Source organism: Amycolatopsis benzoatilytica AK 16/65, from assembly GCF_000383915.1.
Lineage (GTDB): Bacteria > Actinomycetota > Actinomycetes > Mycobacteriales > Pseudonocardiaceae > Amycolatopsis > Amycolatopsis benzoatilytica.
In genome coordinates this window covers 6901832-6921990 of record NZ_KB912942.1, presented here as the reverse complement: position 1 = coordinate 6921990, position 20159 = coordinate 6901832, and the positions used below count along the sequence as shown (strand labels likewise).

20 protein-coding genes are annotated in these 20159 nt (G+C 69.7%); 16 read left to right on the top strand and 4 right to left on the bottom strand.

Annotated elements, in window-relative coordinates; genetic code table 11:
* Nucleotides 1-52 precede the first annotated feature (52 nt).
* The 8 genes from AMYBE_RS0132230 to AMYBE_RS0132195 are packed head-to-tail and all read left to right on the top strand — an operon-like array spanning nucleotide 53 to nucleotide 8385.
* Nucleotides 53-1543: an ABC transporter substrate-binding protein gene (locus tag AMYBE_RS0132230; protein ID WP_020663521.1), complete on the top strand. Its 1491-nt coding sequence runs from the start codon at nucleotides 53-55 to the stop codon at nucleotides 1541-1543.
* Entirely contained in the window at nucleotides 1540-2484 is a 945-nt protein-coding gene (locus tag AMYBE_RS0132225; RefSeq protein ID WP_020663520.1) for an ABC transporter permease, read from the top strand. Before AMYBE_RS0132230 ends, AMYBE_RS0132225 begins: the two co-directional genes overlap by 4 nt.
* Complete coding sequence (locus AMYBE_RS0132220) at nucleotides 2484-3299, top strand: ABC transporter permease (RefSeq protein ID WP_020663519.1); 816 nt, start codon at nucleotides 2484-2486, stop codon at nucleotides 3297-3299. Before AMYBE_RS0132225 ends, AMYBE_RS0132220 begins: the two co-directional genes overlap by 1 nt.
* Nucleotides 3296-4048 carry an ABC transporter ATP-binding protein gene (locus tag AMYBE_RS0132215; RefSeq protein ID WP_020663518.1) on the top strand — a complete coding sequence of 251 codons (753 nt, stop codon included), beginning with the start codon at nucleotides 3296-3298 and terminating at the stop codon, nucleotides 4046-4048. The genes AMYBE_RS0132220 and AMYBE_RS0132215 overlap by 4 nt, the downstream gene beginning before the upstream one ends.
* Nucleotides 4045-4812 carry an ABC transporter ATP-binding protein gene (locus AMYBE_RS0132210; protein WP_020663517.1) on the top strand — a complete coding sequence of 256 codons (768 nt, stop codon included), beginning with the start codon at nucleotides 4045-4047 and terminating at the stop codon, nucleotides 4810-4812. Before AMYBE_RS0132215 ends, AMYBE_RS0132210 begins: the two co-directional genes overlap by 4 nt.
* On the top strand, nucleotides 4805-6229 hold the full coding sequence (locus tag AMYBE_RS0132205; protein WP_020663516.1) for an aldehyde dehydrogenase family protein: 1425 nt from the start codon (nucleotides 4805-4807) through the stop codon (nucleotides 6227-6229). The genes AMYBE_RS0132210 and AMYBE_RS0132205 overlap by 8 nt, the downstream gene beginning before the upstream one ends.
* Entirely contained in the window at nucleotides 6226-6984 is a 759-nt protein-coding gene (locus AMYBE_RS0132200; RefSeq protein WP_020663515.1) for an SDR family NAD(P)-dependent oxidoreductase, read from the top strand. Before AMYBE_RS0132205 ends, AMYBE_RS0132200 begins: the two co-directional genes overlap by 4 nt.
* 15 nt (nucleotides 6985-6999) lie before the next feature.
* A complete protein-coding gene (locus tag AMYBE_RS0132195) occupies nucleotides 7000-8385 on the top strand; it encodes an amidase (protein ID WP_020663514.1) in 1386 nt (461 codons plus the stop codon).
* Between the two features lie 162 nt (nucleotides 8386-8547).
* Here AMYBE_RS0132195 and AMYBE_RS0132190 read toward each other — a convergent pair whose 3' ends face one another.
* Together AMYBE_RS0132190 and AMYBE_RS0132185 are read right to left on the bottom strand one after the other, a co-directional pair.
* Nucleotides 8548-9408 carry an HpcH/HpaI aldolase/citrate lyase family protein gene (locus tag AMYBE_RS0132190; RefSeq protein WP_020663513.1) on the bottom strand — a complete coding sequence of 287 codons (861 nt, stop codon included), beginning with the start codon at nucleotides 9406-9408 and terminating at the stop codon, nucleotides 8548-8550.
* Nucleotides 9405-10475: an HpcH/HpaI aldolase/citrate lyase family protein gene (locus AMYBE_RS0132185; protein WP_020663512.1), complete on the bottom strand. Its 1071-nt coding sequence runs from the start codon at nucleotides 10473-10475 to the stop codon at nucleotides 9405-9407. The genes AMYBE_RS0132190 and AMYBE_RS0132185 overlap by 4 nt, the downstream gene beginning before the upstream one ends.
* A gap of 422 nt (nucleotides 10476-10897) precedes the next feature.
* Here AMYBE_RS0132185 and AMYBE_RS0132180 point away from each other — a divergent pair, with 422 nt between their 5' ends.
* From AMYBE_RS0132180 to AMYBE_RS0132170, 3 genes are read left to right on the top strand one after another with little or no spacing between them, the layout of a single operon-like run.
* Nucleotides 10898-11551 carry a hypothetical protein gene (locus AMYBE_RS0132180; RefSeq protein ID WP_027928228.1) on the top strand — a complete coding sequence of 218 codons (654 nt, stop codon included), beginning with the start codon at nucleotides 10898-10900 and terminating at the stop codon, nucleotides 11549-11551.
* A gap of 42 nt (nucleotides 11552-11593) precedes the next feature.
* Complete coding sequence (locus AMYBE_RS0132175) at nucleotides 11594-12244, top strand: NAD(P)H-binding protein (protein ID WP_020663510.1); 651 nt, start codon at nucleotides 11594-11596, stop codon at nucleotides 12242-12244.
* A complete protein-coding gene (locus AMYBE_RS0132170; protein WP_020663509.1) occupies nucleotides 12244-13188 on the top strand; it encodes a ribose-phosphate diphosphokinase in 945 nt (314 codons plus the stop codon). The genes AMYBE_RS0132175 and AMYBE_RS0132170 overlap by 1 nt, the downstream gene beginning before the upstream one ends.
* Before the next feature lie 4 nt (nucleotides 13189-13192).
* On the opposite strand, the gene AMYBE_RS0132165 is transcribed toward AMYBE_RS0132170, so the two are convergent.
* Entirely contained in the window at nucleotides 13193-14494 is a 1302-nt protein-coding gene (locus AMYBE_RS0132165; protein ID WP_020663508.1) for a D-arabinono-1,4-lactone oxidase, read from the bottom strand.
* Between the two features lie 99 nt (nucleotides 14495-14593).
* On the opposite strand from AMYBE_RS0132165, the gene AMYBE_RS0132160 reads away from it, so the two are divergent.
* Entirely contained in the window at nucleotides 14594-15781 is a 1188-nt protein-coding gene (locus tag AMYBE_RS0132160) for an amino acid deaminase/aldolase (protein ID WP_020663507.1), read from the top strand.
* A gap of 100 nt (nucleotides 15782-15881) precedes the next feature.
* On the opposite strand, the gene AMYBE_RS0132155 is transcribed toward AMYBE_RS0132160, so the two are convergent.
* The gene (locus AMYBE_RS0132155; RefSeq protein ID WP_027928227.1) at nucleotides 15882-16541 is read right to left on the bottom strand and encodes a TetR family transcriptional regulator; all 660 of its coding nucleotides are present in this window, start codon (nucleotides 16539-16541) and stop codon (nucleotides 15882-15884) included.
* A 115-nt stretch (nucleotides 16542-16656) separates the two neighbouring features.
* On the opposite strand from AMYBE_RS0132155, the gene AMYBE_RS0132150 reads away from it, so the two are divergent.
* From AMYBE_RS0132150 to AMYBE_RS0132135, 4 genes are read left to right on the top strand one after another with little or no spacing between them, the layout of a single operon-like run.
* The gene (locus AMYBE_RS0132150) at nucleotides 16657-17982 is read left to right on the top strand and encodes a GH1 family beta-glucosidase (protein WP_027928226.1); all 1326 of its coding nucleotides are present in this window, start codon (nucleotides 16657-16659) and stop codon (nucleotides 17980-17982) included.
* On the top strand, nucleotides 17972-19231 hold the full coding sequence (locus AMYBE_RS0132145) for an MFS transporter (protein WP_020663504.1): 1260 nt from the start codon (nucleotides 17972-17974) through the stop codon (nucleotides 19229-19231). Before AMYBE_RS0132150 ends, AMYBE_RS0132145 begins: the two co-directional genes overlap by 11 nt.
* Before the next feature lie 41 nt (nucleotides 19232-19272).
* Nucleotides 19273-19737, top strand: a complete 465-nt coding sequence (locus AMYBE_RS0132140; RefSeq protein WP_020663503.1) for a MerR family transcriptional regulator — start codon at nucleotides 19273-19275, stop codon at nucleotides 19735-19737.
* Nucleotides 19734-20150, top strand: coding sequence for a carboxymuconolactone decarboxylase family protein (locus AMYBE_RS0132135; protein ID WP_020663502.1), 417 nt, complete (start codon nucleotides 19734-19736; stop codon nucleotides 20148-20150). The genes AMYBE_RS0132140 and AMYBE_RS0132135 overlap by 4 nt, the downstream gene beginning before the upstream one ends.
* Nucleotides 20151-20159 lie beyond the last annotated feature (9 nt).

The window sequence follows — 20159 nt, the reverse complement described above, 5'->3', positions numbered from 1 at the left end:
GCGAGTCTGCTGGAGGTTACTGGTCAGACCAGTGTACTGAGCAGGAGGCAGAATGAAAGTCCGGATCACTGCCGCGGCGCTCTCGCTGCTGCTCGTGGTGTCCGGCTGCTCGGCCGGCTCCAGCGCGAGTGTTTCCCCAGGTCCGGACACCCTTTCCGTCGGCTTCTCCGCGGAGCCGGCGAACTTCGACTTCACCCACGCCGACGGTGCCGCCATCCCGCAGGCGCTGCTTTACAACGTCTACGAGGGCCTGGTGAAGCTCGATCCGCAGGGCCGGATCGTGCCGCTGCTCGCGAAGTCCTGGACGATCAGCCCGGACCGCAAGACCTACGACTTTCAGCTCCAGCCGGGGGTCACGTTCAGCAACGGCGCCCCGTTCACCGCTTCCGACGTGCGGTTTTCGCTGATGCGGGTGAAGACCGACTGGACGATCTCGATCAAGTCGGCGATGGACGTGGTGGACCACGTCGAGGCGGTCGCGCCGGATCACGCGCGAGTCGTGCTGTCGAAGCCCAGCAACGGCTGGCTGTTCAGTCTCACGAGCCGGCTCGGCGCGATGTTCACGCCCACCGGGGTCGCCGATCTGGCGAACCGTCCGGTGGGCACCGGGCCGTACGAGGTGGCTTCCCGCCGTCGCGGCGATTCCATTGTGCTGCGGCAGAATCCGCGGTACTGGGGCCGCGAGCCGGCGTATCGCACGGTGGTGCTCAAGTACTTCGCCGATCCGACCGCGCTCAACAACGCCTTGCTGTCCAATGGAATCGACGTGATCTCCACTCTCACCTCGGCCGATTCGATCCCGCAGTTCGAGGGCGACACCCGGTTCACGGTGCTGCAGGGCACCACGAACAGCGAGGTCACGCTGGCGTTCAACAACCAGCGCGCACCGCTGAACGACGTGCGCGTGCGCCGTGCGCTCACCTATGCGATCGACCGGAAAGCCTTGCTGGACCTGGTTTTCAACGGTCGCGGCACGCTCATCGGCAGCATGGTCCCGCCCACCGACCCGTGGTACGAGGATCTGTCCAGGGTCTACCCGTTCGACCCGGCGAAGGCGAAGCAACTGCTCGCCGAAGCCGGTGTCCGCGATCTCAAGCTGCGGCTGCGCATCCCGAACCTGCCGTACGCCGTGTCGGCGGCGCAGGTGGTGCAGTCGCAGCTGGCCGACGTCGGCGTCACCGCGACGATCGAACCGCTCGATTTCCCGGCGGTGTGGCTCAAACAGGTCTTCACCCAGCACGACTACGACCTGTCGATCATCCAGCACGTGGAGGCCCGCGACATCACCACGTTCGGGAAACCCAAGTACTACTGGGGTTACGACAACAAGCGCGTGCAGCAGCTGCTCGCGGCGGCCGACAGCGGTACGGCATCGGAACAAGTGAGCGATATGAGGCAGGTCGCGCGGCAGCTGAACACCGACGCGGCCGCCGACTGGCTGTTCCTGTTCCCGAACGTCGTGGTCGCCAAGAAGAAGGTGACCGGCCTGGCGCGCAACCAGGTCAGCGAGTCGTTCGACCTGACCGCGGTGAGGCCGGCATGACCGCGCGGGTGCTGCGACGGGTCGCTGTCTTCGCGGTGAGCCTTTTCGTCGCGTCTGTCGTGGTGTTCTTGTTCATGGCGGTGCTGCCGGGCGATCCGGCGCAGGTGGCGCTGGGCGTCAACGCGACGCCCGAGCTGCTGGCGAAGACGCGCGCGGAGTTCGGCATCGACCGGCCGCTGGTCGAGCAGTACCTGACGTGGATCGGCGGCGTGCTGCACGGCGACTTCGGCCGGTCCTACGTCACGCGCGAGGCGATCAGCCCGCAGCTGACCGACCGGCTCGGCGTCACGTTGTGGCTGGTCGGTGCGGGGATGGTGGTCGCGCTGGCGATCGCGTTGCCGGCCGGCGCGTTCGCCGCGGTGCGGCACCGGAAGCCCGCCGGCGTGGCGGTTTCCGGCCTGTCCCAGGTAGGTGTGGCGATCCCGGCTTTCCTGGCGGGCATCATCCTGGTGCAGATCTTCGCCGTGCAGCTGCGCTGGCTGCCGAGCGGCGGGTGGACCCCGCCGGACCAGGACGCCGGGGAATTCCTGCGCGGACTGATCCTGCCGGCGCTGTCGCTCGGTTTGGTACAGGGCGCGGTCCTCACCCGGTACGTGCGCTCGTCGGTGCTCGACACGCTTGGCCAGGACTACCTGCGCACTGCCCGGTCGAAGGGCTTGCTGCCGGGGCAGGCGCTGGTCCGGCACGGGCTGCGCAACGCGTCCGTCCCGGTGGTCACGGTGCTGGGGCTGCAGCTGACGACGCTGCTGATCGGTGCGGTCGTGGTGGAGCGGGTGTTCGTGCTGCCCGGCCTCGGCTCGATGCTGCTGGACGCGGTGGCGCAACGCGATCTGCTGACCGTGCAGGGGATCGTGCTGGTGCTGGTGGCCGCCGTGCTGCTGGTGAACTTCGTGGTCGACCTGCTGTATCCGGCACTCGACCCGAGACTGCGGGGGTCCTGATGCGCCGCAACGGAAATCTCCTGCTGGGCGGGACTCTCGTCGCGCTGGTGGTGCTGGCCGCGCTGGTCTCGTTCGGGTGGACGCCATACGACCCGGTGCAGGTCAACGCGCCGGATCGGCTGCTCGGCTTCTCGGCCGAGCACCTGTTCGGCACCGACAAATTCGGCCGGGACGTGTTCAGCCAGCTCCTGGTCGGCGCGCGGACCACGCTGTACGTCGGGGTGGCCGCGGTCGGCATCGCGGCGGTGGTCGGCACCCCGCTGGGCGTGCTCGCCGCGATGGCTCCGCGCTGGCTCGGCGAGCTGGTGATGCGGGCGAACGACCTGGTGCTGGCGTTTCCGGCGCTGCTGCTGGCGATCATGTTCGGAGCGGTGTTCGGAGCGGACACGCTTACCGCGATGATCGCCATCGGCATCGCGACCGTGCCGTCGTTCGCCCGGATCGCGCGGTCCGGGTCGCTGCAGGTGATGAGCAGCGAATACGTGCTCGCTGCCCGGGCAGCCGGCCGGTCGCGGATGCGGATCGCCTGGTCGCACCTGCTGCCGAACATCGGCGGTCTGCTGATCGTGCAGGCGTCGGTGTCGTTCGCGATCGCGGTGCTGGCCGAAGCGGCACTGTCGTTCCTCGGCTTCGGCACCCGGCCGCCGACGCCGTCGTGGGGCCGGATGCTGCAGGAATCGCAGGAGTTGCTCACCGCGCATCCGCGACTCGCGCTCGTGCCTGGCGTCGCGATCGCGGTCGCGGTGCTCGGGTTCAACCTGCTCGGCGACGGTCTGCGCGACCGCCTGGACCCCCGATTGGCGGCCCGCGCATGACGCTGACGGTGGAAAACCTGCAGGTCGCGGAGTTGGTCCGGGATGTCTCGTTCGAACTGGGCGCGGGCGAGCGGGTCGGGCTGATCGGCGAGTCCGGGTCCGGGAAGTCGCTCACCGCGCTGTCCGTGCTGGGGCTGTTGCCGGAAGGTCTGACCGCGACCGGCTCGGTGCGGCTGGACGGCCGCGAGTTGCTGGGCGCGCCGGAGAAGGAGTTGTCCCGGTTGCGCGGCGACGGGATGGCGATGGTGTTCCAGGAGCCGATGACCGCGCTGAATCCGGCGATGCGGATCGGGCGGCAGGTCACCGAGCCGTACCGGATCCATGGCCGTCGCGGCCGGTCGGCCGAGGAATTGCTGGCGTCGGTGGGGTTGGCGGGGGTGGCGCGGGCGTATCCGCACCAGCTGTCCGGCGGTCAGCGCCAGCGGGTAGTGCTGGCGATCGCGCTGGCGAACGATCCGGCGCTGCTGATCTGCGACGAGCCGACCACCGCGCTGGACGTGACCGTGCAGGCGCAGATCCTCGGGTTGATCCGCGAGCGGTTGCCGGCGGAGAGTTCGCTGCTGTTCATCACGCACGATTTGGCGGTGGTGGCGCAGATGTGCGACCGGGTGCTGGTGATGCTCGACGGATCCATTGTGGAGCACGGTTCGACGCGGGACGTGCTGACCGCGCCGCGGCACTCATACACTCAGCGGTTGCTCGCCGCTTCCGATCTGGAGGGTCGCGGAAAGTCCAGGGGGGCGCGATGATCACCGTGGAGAACCTGGAGCGGCGGTACGCGCGCCGGAACGTGCACGCGTTGCGCGGCGTGAGTTTCGCCGTCGAGGCTGGTCAGCGGTTCGGGATCGTCGGCGAATCCGGGTCCGGCAAGTCGACGCTGGTCCGGCTGCTCGCCGCGCTCGATCGGCCGACCGCGGGCACCGTGTCGTTCGACGGCAAGCGGATCGATTCGCTGCCGGAACGGAAACTGCGCTTCCTGCGCCAGGAACTGCAGATCGTCTTCCAGGATCCGATGGGTTCGCTGGACCCGCGGATGCGCGTGCGGGACATCGTTTCCGAGCCGCTCGGGCGCCGGTCGCCGGAGCGGGTCGCGGAACTGCTGGCCGCGGTCGGCCTGCCCGCGGACGCGGCGCTGCGGTATCCGCACCAGTTCTCCGGCGGGCAGAGGCAGCGGATCTCCATCGCTCGCGCGCTCGCGCCGAACCCGAGCGTGCTGATCGCCGACGAACCGGTGAGCGCGCTGGACGTTTCGGTCCGAGCACAGATCCTGGACCTGCTGGCCCGGCTGGTCGAGGAGTTCTCGCTGACGTTGATCTTCGTCTCGCACGACCTCGGCGTGGTGCGGCACGTCTGCGATCGCGTCGCGGTGATGCGCCAGGGCGAGATCGTGGAACTCGGCGATGTCGAGCGGGTTTACGCGGCGCCGGAACACGAGTACACCCGGGAACTGCTGGCTGCCGCGCCGAACCTGCGCGCCGAGCTGGCCCGGTTGAAGGGAGGAACGGATGCCTGACTACCCGGACGGCCTGCCGGTCGGGCCCGGTTGGATGTGCACCGCCGACTCCGCGGAGGTGGTGTTTCCTTACGACGGCAGTGTGGTCGGCTCCGCCCCTGTCGGTACTCCGGCGCTCGCGGTTCGCGCGGTTGACGAAGCCGTGGCGGTGGCTGGCGCGGTCGCGGCATTGCCCTCGCGGACCCGCCGGACGCTGCTCAACGACGTGGCCGCCGCGGTGCGTTCCCGGCGGGCGGAGTTCGAGCAGCTGCTCGTGCGGGAGACCGGAAAACCCTTGGTCGACTGCCAGGTGGAGGTCGCGCGGACGATCGTCACCTGGGAAGCCGCGGCCGAGGAAGTGTCGCGCCTGCACGGCGAAACCGTGCCGCTCGACCTGCTGCCCTCCGGCGACGGGCTGGTCGGGTTCTGGAAGCGCAAGCCGATCGGCGTGGTGGTCGGCATCGCCGGGTTCAACTACCCGCTTCTGCTGGCCTCGCACAAGATCGCGCCGTCCATCGCGGCCGGCTGCCCGGTGGTGGTGAAACCGGCTCCGCAGACCCCGTTGGCGACGCTGTGGCTGGTGCACCTGATCCGGTCGCTGACCGACCTGCCCGCGATGGTGCAACTGGTCACCGGGGACGCGGCGGTCGGCTCCGCGCTGGTCACCGACCGGCGGATCGGTGCGGTGTCGTTCACCGGCTCGGCCGCGGTCGGCCACCGGATCGCCCGGGACGCCGCGCCGACGAAAACCTTGCTGGAGCTGGGTTCCAACGCCGCTCTCGTCGTCGCCGAGGACGCCGACCTGGACGCCGCCGCGGACGCGGTGCTGCGCGGCGGGTTCTACGCGTCCGGGCAAGCCTGCATCTCCGTGCAACGGGTGCTGACCGTCTCCTCGGCGGCTGACGAGTTCACCGCGAAAGTGCTGGCTCGGCTGGACGAAGTGATCGTCGGCGATCCTCGTTCCCCGGAAACCCGGGTGTCCGCGTTGATCGATCCGCGCTCCACGGGCCGGGTCGCCGAATGGGTCGACAAGGCGGTCGCGGCCGGTGCCCGTCTGCTGGCCGGCGGCTCGGTCCGCGACGGCGTACTGGCGCCGACCGTGCTCGCCGACGTCCCGGACGGCGTCGAATGCTGGGACGAGGAGATCTTCGGCCCGGTCGTCTGCCTGCGCACAGTGTCCGATGTGGACGAAGCGTTCGCCGCCGTCAACGCGTCCCGGTACGGCCTGCACGCGAGCGTGTACAGCCGCTCGTTGAAGACCGCGTTCCGGGCGTTGGACGAGCTGGAAGTCGGCGGGGTAGTGGTGAACGAGGTGCCGGGTTTCCGGTCCGACACGATGCCCTACGGCGGGGTCAAGGACTCCGGGATCGGCCGCGAAGGGCCGCGGTTCGCCGTCGAAGAGCTGACCGTGACCAGGATGGCGGTGCTGCGCCCGTGAATTACGCCGATCTTTTCCGGATGGACGGCCAGCGGGCGGTGGTTCTCGGCGCGGGCAGCGGGATCGGCCGGGAAGCTGCCCGCGCGCTGGCCGCACAGGGAGCTTCGGTCGTCTGCGCTGACCGGGATTTCGCCGCCGCACAGGAAACCGACGCGGGCGAGGCGTACGAAATCGACCTGCTCGACCCCGGTGCCGTCGCCAGGGCCGCCGTTGAGCTGGGCGAACTGGACGCGGTCGTCCTGACCGCTGGCACCAACGTGCGCAAGCGTCTGCTGGACTACACCCGTGAAGAATTCGACCGTGTCGTCGAGTTGAACCTAGGCGTCGCGTTCGAAGTGCTTCGCGCTTTCGGTGCCCCGATGGTCGCGCGCGGACGCGGAAGCATCATTGGCTTCTCCTCGATCCGCGGTACCACTGTCGAGCCTGGGCAAGGCCCGTACGCCGCCACCAAAGGTGGTCTAGTGCAGCTCTTCCGCACTGCGGCGGCCGAGTTCGGACCGTCTGGCGTACGCGTCAACGCCATCGCGCCTGGCGTTGTCGAGACACCGCTGACCGCACAGATCAAAGCGCGTCCCGACTGGTACGACGCGTACGCGCAGAAGGGCGCACTAGGCCGCTGGGCCCGCGCCGACGAGCTAGCTGGCGCCGTCGTGTACCTCGCGTCGGACGCGTCGACGTTCGTCACTGGCTCCGTGCTCGCCGTCGACGGCGGCTGGACCGCGGTAGACGGCCGCTTCGACCCGCCCGCTTCGTGATCGGAGGCTTGCTCGATGACCGAACTCGCTGACCTGACCGCCAACGAACTGGTGGCTGGATACCGCTCGCAGACGTTCTCGCCGGTCGAAGTCACCGAAGCGATCCTCGCACGGATCGATGCCCGCGAGCCGGAACTGCGTGCTCTGTACGCGTACGACGCTGCTTCAGCGCGCGAAGCCGCGAAGGAGTCTGAAGCCCGCTGGCACGCGGCTTCTCCAGCGGGACCGATCGACGGGGTCCCCCTGACGCTCAAGGAGAACATCGCTTCGGTAGGCGTCCCTACGCCACTGGGCACCGCCGCCACCACCCTTACCCCCGCAACAGCGGACGCCCCCGCCGCAGCCCGCGTACGCGAGTCCGGTGCCGTACTGCTGGCGAAGACGACCATGCCCGACTACGGCATGCTCACCTCCGGCCTCTCCAGCTTCCACCCGGCCGCCCGCAACCCCTGGGATCCCACTCGCACCCCCGGCGGTTCGAGCGCTGGTGCCGCCTCCGCGGCTGCCGCCGGGTACGGACCTCTCCACGTAGGCACCGACATCGGCGGCTCGATCCGCCTGCCCGCCGGCTGGTGCGGCCTGGTCGGCCTGAAGCCCAGCTTCGGCCGCGTGCCAGTGGACCCGCCCTTCCTCGGCCGGGTCGCCGGGCCGCTGACCAGGACCGTCGCCGACACCGCGCTGCTGATGAGCGTCCTGGCCCAGCCCGACGCGCGCGACCACCTGAGCCTGCCGCCCGCGTCGATCGACTGGTCTTCCCTGACCGGTGCCGTCGCCGGTCTGCGCGTCGGCCTGCACCTGGACCCCGGCGTCGGTCTCCCGGTCACCGCCGCCGTCGCCGACGCGGTCACCGCAGCCGCGGCGCTGTTCTCCAGCGCTGGCGCGACCGTGGAACCCGTCGCCCCGTTCCTGACCCGCGAACACCTGGACGGCCTGGACACCTTCTGGCGAGTCCGTGCCTGGTCGGACCTCGCCGCGTTGTCGGAGGACCAGCGCGCGCAGGTGCTGCCATACATCGCGGAGTGGGCCGCCGGCGGCGCCGAGGTGTCCGGTGTGGACACTTACCGCGGTTTCGCCGCCATCGACGCGATCAGCGTGGCAGCTCTGCGCGCGACGGAAGCCTACGACGTGGTCCTGTCGCCGACCTGCCCTGTCCTGCCGCCCCCAGCGGACTGGCCGTCTCCCACGAACGACCCGGCGCGGCCGTTCGAGCACATCGCTTTCACCGTGCCGTACAACATGTCCGGTCAGCCCGCGGTGTCCCTGAACTGCGGCTACACCCCGGAGGGCTTGCCGATCGGCCTGCAGATCGCCGGGCGGCGATTCGCCGACCTGGAGGTGCTGCGGGTGGCGGCGGCGTTCGAGAAGCTGCGCGGGGAGCAGCGTCCTTGGCCGGTCGGCTGAGCGGGTCGCCTCGGAACGAACTCCACGTCGTGGCCCCACTCCCCGAAAAAGCCGGGAAGGGCTCCTTGAAGGACCCAGATTCCCTCAACGAGCCCTTCCCGGACGTACCCGGTCGATCGGGGTCGACACCGCAGCCGCTACTGAGAACCTCGATGAGCCGCGTTACTCCGCGCCGATCGCCGCCGCCAGCGCCAGCACTCGCTGGGCGTTCTCCACATGCAGGTTCTCGATCATCCGCCCATCCACCGTCACCACGCCGCGTCCGGCGGCCGAAGCCTCCTCGAACGCCGCGATGATCCGCTTGGACCGGTCGATCTCCTCCTCCGACGGCGCGAAGATCCGGTTGCACGGCTCCACCTGCGAAGGGTGGATCAACGTCTTCCCGTCAAACCCGTACTGCCGCCCCTGCGAGCATTCCGCCTCGAAGCCGGCCGCGTCCTTGACATCGTTGTAGACCCCGTCCAGGATCACCTTCCCGGTCGCGCGGGCGGCGAGCAGGCACAGCGAAAGCCCGCCCAGCAACGGCCCGCGGCCGGGGACGAATTCCGCGTGCAGTTCCTTCGCCAGGTCGTTCGTGCCCATCACGAGCACGGTCAACCGATCCGAGGCTCCCGCGATCTCCTCCGCGTGCAGCATCGCGACCGGCGTTTCCACCATCGCCCAGATCTTCGTGTGGTCCGGCGCTCCGCCGAGCTCCAGTGCCCGCTCGATGTTGTGCACCTCGGCCGCCGAGTTCACCTTCGGCACCACCACCGCGGCCGGGCCGGCGGCAGCCGCCGCGCGCAGGTCGGCGTCGTGCCATTCGGTGTCCAGGCCGTTGACTCGAATGGTCACTTCCCGCGCGCCATAAGTGCCGACGGCGGCGCAGACCCGCTCCCGCGCGGCTTCCTTCGCGTCCGGAGCGACGGCGTCTTCCAAGTCCAGGATCAACGCGTCCGCGGGGAGAGTCTTCGCCTTCTCCAAAGCGCGTTCGTTCGCGCCGGGCATGTACAGCACCGACCGCCGCGGCCGCAGCTCGGTCATGACTGGATCTCCTTAGTCGCGGCGTCGTAGGCGGCAGCCAGTTCGGGGTCGGTCGCGGCCAGTTCCTCGGCCAGCTCCACGACCACCCGGCACTGCTTGACCGAGGCGTCGTCCTGCATCTTCCCGTCGATCATCACCGCGCCGGTGCCGTCGCCCATCTCGGCGATCACCTTCCGCGCCCACGCGACGTCCTCCGGCGCGGGCGAGAAGACCTTCTTCGCGATGTCGATCTGGACCGGGTGCAGGCTCCACGCGCCGACACAGCCGAGCAGGAACGCGTTGCGGAACTGGTCCTCGCACGCCACCACGTCGCGGATGTCCCCGAACGGTCCGTAGTACGGCAGGATCCCGTTCATCGCGCACGCGTCGACCATCCGCGCGACCGTGTAGTGCCACAGGTCCTGCTGATACGTCGTGCGGCCCTCGTTGAGGTCTTCGCCGACCGGGTCGGTGCGCACCAGGTAGCCCGGGTGGCCGCCGCCGACGCGCGTCGTCTTCATCCGGCGGCTCGCGGCCAGGTCGGCCGGGCCGAGGGAAATGCCCTGCATGCGCGGCGAAGCGCCGGCGATCTCCTCGACGTTCGCCACCCCGCTCGCGGTTTCCAGGATGGCGTGCACCAGCAACGGCTTCGTCAGCCCGGCCCGCGCCTCCAGCTGCGCCAGCAACCGGTCGACGTAGTGGATGTCCTGCGCGCCCTCGACCTTCGGGATCATGATCACGTCGAGCTTGTCGCCGATCTCGGTGACCAGGGTGATCAGGTCGTCCAGCACCCACGGCGAGTCGAGGCTGTTCACCCGCGTCCACAGCTGGGTACGGCCGAAGTCGGTCGCCTTCGCGATCGACACCAGCCCGGCCCGCGCGGCCTCCTTGCGGTCCGCGCGGACCGCGTCTTCCAGGTTGCCGAGCAGCACGTCGGTCTTCTTCGCGATGGCCGGCACTTTCGCGGCCATCTTCTCGTTGCCGGGATCGAAGAAGTGGATCATGCGGGACGGCCGCACCGGAATCTGCCGCGGCGGCTGCGGCGCTCCGACGGCGAGCGGGGCGAAGAAGTCCTTCGGCGAGCGCATCGTGGTCCTCCGGGCGGGTGCTTGACCGATGGGCAACCCTAAACCGGCGGCCCGCCCGCTCGCTGCGGCGAAGCTCACCCGCCATCCGGGTGAGGGCCGCTACCTGCGGAAGTCCATTGTGGAACCGGCGGGATTAGGCCGATCGGAGTAAGAGGCTGAGCCGGCTGCCTCGCCCTGGACCGGGACGGCCGACACCCTGCCGACGCGCTCGGTATGCGCCACTCACCCCCCGCTCACTCGGTTGGCGGCACGGTCGGGCTGAAGTCGAACGACCGCCTACCGACCGGTCACCGACCGCTGAGCGCCGCCGATCGCACGCGCCCCGGCAACCCGGCGACCCCGCGCCTTTGCCCTGGTACTCAGTTCATGTGCCGGTTTTCACCTCGGCACACGGGAACAGGTGCTTGAAGGAGGCGGAACTCGTGGCGGCTACCCCACAGAACACTGAGCGCTCGACGATCGCCGGCGGTGCGAAGCGCAGCCGGACGACGGCGAGCCGGGTGCTGCCGCCGATCGAGCTCCCCGCGAGCGTCGACGAGCTGGCGCGCAAGGCCGCCGCCCTGCTGGGCTGGAACGGCGTTGTGCTGCCCGCGACGACTCTGCTCGGCCGAAAGGTCAGCATCGTCGCGCGGCTCAAGACCGACGTGCACGCGGAGCGCATCGCGATGGGCGTCGGTCCCGTCGCCGATCGCGCCCTCGTCGACACCTGGACCTGGCCAGAGCTGGCCGCGACCGCACCCGCGTCGGCCGCCGAGATCATCGGCGTCCTCGCGGTCGCCCGGCACTGGCGGACCGCGATGGCCTCCGCGGTTCCGTTTTCGCGCTACGGCGAGGCCGCGATGGTGCTCCCATCGCCCGCCGTACTGACCGACGACTACGTGACGAACTGCCTGCCGCGGGCTCGCGCCTACGGTCTCGCGGTGGTCACCGCCGACCCGTACGCCACCGCGGACCTCGACCTGGACACCCACCAGGACCGGGTGCTGACGCAGGAAGACCCGGTTTCGCGCTGGGTCAACGAGATGGCCTACGACCTGCTGCTGCGCTCGGACGTCGTCCCGGCCGAGGCGGACTGAACCTCCCGGCGGTCGCGCGGGCCAGCCGCTAGGGTCGGGCACATGCGAGTCGTCATCGCCGGCGGACACGGCCAGATCGCCCTGCACCTGGAAAAGCTGCTCGCGCAGCGGCACGACGCCCCAGTCGGCATCGTGCGCAACCCCGAGCACGAGCCGGATCTCCTCGCGGCCGGTGCCGAAACGGTCGTCCTCGACCTCGAGAAGTCCGAAGTATCCGCGGTGGCTGCCGCGCTCGAAGGCGCGGACGCCGCGGTGTTCGCCGCCGGCGCCGGGCCGGGCAGCGGTGCCGAGCGCAAGGACACAGTCGACCGCGGTGCGGCCGCGTTGTTCGCGGAGGCCGCGCAACAGGCGGGCGTACGCCGGTTCATTCAGGTCGGTTCGATGAACGCGGACAACCCGGACGCGCCTGGTCTGGACCCGGTGTTCTCCGCTTACCTGCGGGCCAAGCGCGCCGCCGAAGACGACCTCAAGGCCCGCGACCTGGACTGGACGATCCTGCGTCCCGGCCGCCTCACCAACGATTCCGGCACCGGACGGGTGAAGCTCGCCGAGAAGACCGGCCGGGCCGAGATCCCGCGCGAGGACGTCGCCGCGGTGCTGCTGGCGCTGCTCGACGCTCCGGCGACGCATCGGCGCACGTTCGAGCTGATCTCCGGCGAGGACACCGTCGCCGACGCCGTGGCCAACCTCTGATGCGCGATATCGCCGTCTTCAGCGGCAGCGCGCACCCGGAGCTGGCCGCGGAGATCTGCGCCAACCTGGGCGTCCCGCTGCTGCCGGTCGAGGTCGACCGGTTCGCCAACGACTGTCTCCAGGTGCAGCTGCAGGCCAACTGCCGGGAACGCGACGTCTTCCTGATCCAGCCGCTGGTCAAGCCAGTGCAGGAAAACCTGGTCGAGCTGCTGTTGATGCTCGACGCCGCCCGGGGCGCCTCCGCCGCGCGCACGACCGTGGTGATGCCGCACTACTCGTACGCGCGTTCGGACAAGAAGGACGCGCCGCGGATCTCCATCGGCGCGCGGCTGGTCGCCGATCTGATGGTCACCGCGGGAGCGAGCCGGGTGCTCGCGATGACCCTGCACTCGCCGCAGGTGCACGGGTTCTTCAGCATCCCGGTCGACCACCTGCACGCGCTGCACGAGCTGGCCCGGCACTTCCGGCAGTACGACCTGTCGCAGACCACCGTCGTCTCGCCGGACCTCGGCAACGCCAAGGAGGCGGCGCACTTCGCCCGGCTGCTCGGCACGCGGGTCGCGGCCGGCGCCAAACAGCGCTACGCCGACGACCGGGTGGAGATCACCTCGATCATCGGCGACATCGCCGGTCGCGACGTGATCGTGCTCGACGACGAGATCGCCCGCGGCAGCACCGTGCTGGAGCTGCTGGACCGGCTGCGGGAGATCGGGCCGCGGTCGATCCGGGTGGCCTGCACGCACGGGCTGTTCGCCGACGGCGCGCTGAGCCGGATCGGCAGCCAGGACGACGTGCTGGAGATCGTCTGCACGAACACGGTGCCGATCCCGCTGGCGGAGCGCACGGAGAAGCTGCGGGTCCTGTCCATCGCCCCGGCGCTGGCCGAGACTGTGCGGCGGATCCACAACGGGGAGTCGGTCAGCTCGCTGTTCGAACCCGTGTGAGCGGCTAGGCCGGTCCCAGTACCCGGTCGAGGTAGGTGTTCGCGAACGTCCCGGCCGGGTCGCACTCCTTGCGCACTCGCAGGAAATCGTCGAAGTGCGGGTACCGGGTGCGCAGCACGGACGCGTCCAGGTCGTGCATCTTGCCCCAGTGCGGCCGCCCGCCGACCTGGCCGGCGATCGCCTCGAATCCGGCGAAGTACTCGCGGTAGGGCATGCCGAGGAACTGGTGGATCGCGATGTAGGCGCAGTCGCGGCCGTTCGCGGTGGACAGCCAGATGTCGTCGGCCGCGGCGACCCGCACCTCGACCGGGAAGGCCACCGGATCCCGCAGTGTCGGCACCAGCGCGCGCAGCTCGGCCAGCACGTCGAGCACCGATTCGCGCGGCACCGCGTACTCCGACTCGACGAACCGCACGCCGCGGTGAGTCACGAAAACCCGGTGCGAAAGGTCGCTGTACTCGCGCGGCGAGGACACCTGCGACGCGAACGAACCCAGCGGCCGCACCAGTTTCGGCACCGCGCGGCCGAGCCGGCAGAGTCCGCCGAACGCGACGTTCTCGGTGAGCTCGTAGTCCACGAACTGGCGCAGCCGGGACAACGGTTTCCGCTCGGCGTCCAGCGGCAGCCGGTTGTTGCGCTTCACCAACGCCTTGCTGCCGTAGGGGAACCAGTAGAACTCGAAGTGGTCGTTGTTCGCCGCGTTGTCGTCGAAGCCCTCCAGTACCTGTTCCAGCGGCTCCGGTCGCTCCTGCGCGGAGAGCACATAGGACGGTTCACATTGGAGGGTGACGGTGCTGATGACGCCCAGCGCGCCCAGTCCGACCCGGGCCGCGTGGAACAGCTCCGGCCGCTCGTCGGCGGCGCAGCGGACCATGGACCCGTCCGCCAGCACCAGTTCCAACGCGACGATCTGCGTCGAGATCCCGCCGAACCGCGCGCCGGTTCCGTGCGTGCCGGTGGAAATCGCCCCGGCGATGGTCTGTGCGTCGATGTCGCCGAGGTTGGTCATCGCCAGCCCGAGCGCGTCGAGCGCGGCGTTGAGGGTGTGCAGCGTGGTGCCGGACCGGACGGTGACCTGGCGGGTTGCGAGATCGGCGCGCTCGATGCCGGTCCATCCGGTCAGGTCGAGCGCGTCGCATTCGGCGGCGGCGATCGCGGTGAACGAGTGTCCGCTGCCCCAGGCCCGGACCCGGTTGTCCGCCTTGCTGACCCCGTGCACGACCTCGGCTATCTCGGCCGCACTGCGCGGCCGGTGCACCCGTTGCGGGGTGACCTTGGCCGTTCCGGCCCAGTTGCTCCACGTCATTGCGGCACCTGTTCGTCGCTGGAAGATTCCCACGATAGATGCCGGAACCGTAAGTGAATAGTATTCGCGTTTCAAGCGTTGTTGTCGTACCGTAAGTGGGTGACCACCACTGCGCACGGGTACGACCTCGCGACGAAGGACCTGGATCCGCCGCTCGCGATCGTCGACCTGGACGCCTTCGACGCCAACGCCGGCGATCTGCTCCGCCGGGCGGCCGGCAAGCCGATCCGGGTGGTCAGCAAGTCCGTGCGCTGCCGCGCGCTGCTGGAGCGAGCGCTCGCACGCGACGGCTTCGAAGGCTTGATGTGCTACTCGCTCGCGGAGGCCGTCTGGCACGCCGAGCTGGGCACCACCGACGACATCGTGGTCGCGTACCCGACCGCGGACCACCAGGCGCTGCGCCGGCTGGCTTCGAGCGATCGCGCACGCGCGGCGGTGACCATCATGGTCGATTCGGCTGAACACCTGGACCTGGTCGACGCCGCGCTGGGCTACGGGCATCCGGAGATCCGGGTGTGCCTGGAGCTGGACGCGTCGTGGCGGCCGCTGCCGGGCGTGCATGTCGGGACAAGGCGGTCGCCGGTGTTCAAGCCGGGACAAGCCGCCGAGACGGCACGCAAGATCGTCGCCCGGCCGGGCTTCGCGCTGGTCGGGATGATGGCGTACGAGGGGCAGATCGCAGGTCTCGGCGACGCGGCCGGGAAAGGCCTGCAGAACCGGATGATCCGGTGGATGCAGCGGCGATCCGCGGCGGAGCTGACCCGCCGCCGCGGGGCGGCGGTGCGCGCCGTGCGGGAAGTGGCGGACCTGGAGTTCGTCAACGGCGGCGGCACCGGGAGCATCGAAACGACCAGGGCGGAAGACGTCGTCACCGAAATCGCCGCGGGCTCGGGCCTGCTCGCCCCGACGTTGTTCGACGGGTATTCGCGCTTTCATCCCCGTCCGGCGGCGTTGTTCGCGTTGCCGGTGGTCCGCCGCCCGGCGAAGAATGTCGCGACGCTGTTCTCCGGGGGCTACGTCGCGTCCGGCCCCACCGGCCGCTCCCGCGAACCGTCGCCGTACCTGCCGGAGGGCTTGCAGCTGCTGGGTTTCGAAGGGGCCGGTGAGGTGCAGACGCCGGTGACCGGCGCGGCGGCCCGGACGCTGCGACTGGGCGACCGGGTGTGGCTGCGGCACGCGAAGGCGGGCGAACTGGCGGAACGGTTCCTGGCCTACCACCTCGTCCGCGGCAGCGAGGTGGAACGGACGGTCCCGACCTACCGCGGCGAGGGGCAGAACTTCGGCTGAGCGGTCTTTGGGTGATCCGTGAAGGTCCCGTTGAGGGAATCCGCTTGCCTCAACAGGCCCTTCACGGACTTGGCGTGGGCGAGTGCGCGAGGGCGACTGCTCAGTCGCCGAACTTGCTGGCCAGGTACCCCTTCACCACGTTCTTCGCCTCCGCCACGATGCGCTCGTCGCCGTTCGGGTCGCGGCGGAAGGCGAGCTTCAGCAGGGCGTCCGCGGCCTCGTTGGCGATCGCGATGGCGAACCGCAGTTCCTCGGCCGGGCGGTCGACGTGCCCGCGCAGGATCTCGACCAGGGAATCCGCGATGACCGAGTTGTTGTCGCGGTCGTCGGCGAGCAGGCGGACGTCGATGACGTCGCCGAAGTGGACCTTCGAAAAGCCCGGCACCTCGCGGTGCATCTGCAGGTAGATGTCCAGCACCGAGTCGACGATGTTCCACCAGTGTTCCGGGCTCAGTTCGGTGAGCCGCTCGTTCACCGCGGCGACGAAGCGTTCCAAGTTCCGCTGGGTCAGCGCCTGCACGACCGCGCGTTTGTCCGGGAAGAACTGATACAGCGACCCCACCGCGACGCCGGCCCGCTTGGCGATCAGCGTGGTGGTGACCGCGTCGTAGCCGAGCTCGTCGATGAGCACGGCGCTCGCGTCCAGCATCTGCTCCACGCGCCGGGCGCTGCGCTGCTGCACCGGCTTTCGCCGCAGCGGGGTGGGTTCAGCCTGGGTCTCGGCCACGTCGTTCCTCGGACTCTCTCGTGAATCGCTCATCTGATCTGGGACTTTAGCGCCCCGGAGGGCTTCCCTTGAGACGAGCGACGACCTAACATATGAGAACTTTTCACGTTCACCCGCACGGGTGGCCGGACCGTTTGGGGTGTTCAGCGTGGATCATCCGACCTTCCCGCCCGGCTTCCTCTGGGGTGTCTCGACCTCGGCGTTCCAGATCGAGGGCGCCGCGGCCGAAGGCGGCCGCGGACCGTCCATTTGGGACACGTTCACCGCGACCGAGGGCAAGATCGCGCGGGGCGAGGACGCCAAGGTAGCGGCCGACCACTACCACCGCTACTCCGAGGACATCGCACTGATGGCGGAACTCGGCGTCGGCGCCTACCGGATGTCGATCGCCTGGCCGCGGATCCAGCCGGACGGCACCGGCAAACCCAACGCGGCCGGTCTCGCCTTCTACGACCGGCTGATCGACGAGGTCTGCGCGGCGGGCATCGCGCCAGCCATCACGCTGTACCACTGGGACACGCCACAGGCGATCGAGGACGCCGGCGGCTGGCTGTCGCGCGACACCGCGCAGCGTTTCGCCGACTACGCCACGATCGTGGGGGAACACTTCGCCGATCGGGCGAAACTGTGGATTCCGCTCAACGAGCCGATGGTCATGTCGATCTACGGCTACGGCATCGGCGAGTACGCGCCCGGCCAGTTCCTCCTGCTCGACGCGCTCCCGACGGCACACCACCAGAACCTCGCGCACGGTCTCGCCGTCCAGGCGCTGCGCGCGGCCGGCGCCACCGGCATCGGCACCGCGAACAACCACTCGCCGATCTGGCCGGACCACGACACGCCGGCCGATCGCGAGGCCGCGGACTGGCTCGACGCGCTGCTCAACCGCACTTTCGCCGACCCGATGCTGCTCGGCAGCTATCCCGAGCAGGTACACCCGCACCTGCCGGAGAATTTCGCCGACGACCTGGGCACCATCGCCCAGCCGCTCGACTTCTACGGCGTCAACTACTACGAACCGCAGGGCGTCACCGCGCCCGGAGAGGGCAACCCGCTGCCGTTCGAACTCCGCCCGATCGAGGGCTATCCGATGACCACCAACGATTCGCCGATCGTCCCGCAGGCGCTGCGCGAGCTGCTGGTGTCCTTCCACGAGCGCTACCGCGAGCACCTGCCGCCGATCCAGATCACCGAGAACGGCTGCAGCTTCGCCGACGAGGTCGGTCCGGACAAGCAGGTGCACGACACCGAGCGGATCGATTTCCTGGCCAGTCACCTGGGCGCGCTGCGGGAAGCGATGGACGCCGGCGTCGACGTGCGCGGATACTTCGTCTGGTCGCTGCTGGACAACTTCGAATGGTCCAAGGGGTACGCGCCGCGGTTCGGGCTCGTGCACGTGGACTACGAAACCCAGCTCCGCACCCCGAAGGATTCCTTTGCCTGGTACCAGAAGCTGACCCGCCATGAGGGATAAGACCGCCGCGGTTCCGGAGATCTTCGCCGAGCCGGTGCTGCGCGTGCGCGCCGGCTGGATGACGCTGCTGTTCCTCGCCAACGTCGCGCTGTGGCTGGGGATCTACGCGCCGCTGCAGGTTTTGCTGCCGCAGCAGGCGGAGCTGCTCGACGCGGCGAACAAGGAGACGGTGTTCGGCGTCGTGACCGGGATCGGCGCGTTCGTCGCGCTGGTGGTGAACCCGGTGGTCGGCTTGCTGTCGGACCGCACGACGTCGCGATTCGGCCGTCGCCATCCGTGGACGGTCGCCGGTGCCGTGGTGGCCGCGGCCGGGCTGCTGGTGCTGGCCGAGGCCCCGAACGCGGTCGTGATGACGATCGGCTGGTGCCTGGTGCAGGCCGGGCTCAACGGAATGCTCGCGACGCTGATGTCCGGGATGGCCGACCGGGTCCCGGTTGTCCAGCGGGCCCAGGTCGGCGGCCTGATCGGCATCGCGCAGATGCTCGGCACCGTGCTCGGCGCGGTCGTGGTCGTGGTGCTGCTCGGCCTGGCCGGCCTGCCGCTCGGCTACGCGGCGTGCGCGGTGATCGTGCTCGCCGGCGCGGCGGCGTTCGTGCTGCGCACGCCGGACGCCCGGCTGCCGGTCGAGCTGCGGCCGAGCAGCCGGATCCGCGAGGTGCTGGCCGACCTGTGGGTTTCGCCGCGCCGGCACCCGGACTTCGGGTGGGCCTGGGCCTGCCACTTCATGATCAACCTCGGCAACGCGCTCGGCACCCTCTACCTGCTGTTCTTCCTCAAGGATTCGGTGCACTACGCCGATCCGGACACCGGTCTGCTGATCATGATGGGCCTCTACAGCGCGGCGCTGGTGGTGGGCGCGGTGCTGGCCGGGCATTTCTCCGACAAGTCCGGCAACCGCAAGCCCTACATTCTCGCCTCGTCGGCGGTGATGGCGGTGGCCGCGCTGCTGCTGGTGGCCTGGCAGACCTGGCCGGTCGCGCTGGTGGCGTCGCCGCTGCTGGGCGTCGGGTTCGGCACCTACATGGCGGTCGCGCTGGCGATGCTGACCCAGGTTCTGCCGGCCGCCCAGAACCGGGCGAAGGACCTCGGCGTGGTCAACATCGCGAACTCGCTGCCGCAGGTCATCACGCCGCTGCTGGCGACGCTGATCTTGCACGTGCTCGGCGGATATCCGGGGCTGTTCGCGGCGTCGGCGGTGGCGACGTTGCTGGCCGGGGTTTTGGTGACGCGGATCCGGTCGGTGGGTTAGCGCTTGCGTTTGAGCGCGCTCACAGGCTTAGCGTCTTCGGCATGGAGAAGGAAGACGCGCTGACCGAGGCGCTGCGCCTGGCGGTCGACCCGCCGGGCACGGTGTCGGTCGAGGCACTGCGGGAACTGGCCCGGGACGACGACGCGAACGAGTGGGACATCGCCACCACCTCGGAACATCTCGGGCTGAACCCGCACACGCTGCGGTACTACGAGCGGATCGGGCTGGTCGAGGTCGCCCGCGACAGCGCCGGGCACCGGGTTTACGACGCGGCGTCAGTGCGCCGTCTCGTGTTCCTGACGCGGATGCGCGTCTCGGGCATGCCGATCAGCGACCTGCGCCGCTACGTCGAGCTGATCGAGTCCGGCGCGGACACCGTGCCCGAACGGCGCGAAATGCTCCTGGAGCACCGCGACACCTTGCGTGCGCAGATCGCCCAGCTGCAGCTTTCCCTCGCCGCCACCGAGTACAAGATCGCCACTTACCAGGAAGGCCCTCTCCCGTGATCCAGTACGACATCGACAGCCCGGAAAACCTCGCCCGCCGCGAGCACGGGCTCGAGGTGCTGTCCCGCATCGACAGTCACCAGGGCGAAGCCGTCATCGATTCCCTCGCCGACATCAACCCCGCCCTCGGACACCACGTGGCCGCGTTCGCCTTCGGCGACATGTACGACCGGCCCGGCCTCGACTCGCGCAGCCGCCAGCTGGTCACCCTCGGCGTGCTGACCGCGCTCGGCGGCTGCGAACCGCAGCTGAAGGTGCACATCGGCGCGGCGCTGAACGTCGGGCTCAGCCGCGAGGAAATCACCGAAGCGCTCATGCACTCGGCGGTCTACGCGGGATTCCCGCGAGCGCTGAACGCCACCTTCGCCGCGCGCGAGGTGTTCGCCGACCGGGACGCGGAGGAAACCGTCTGACGTCCGCTT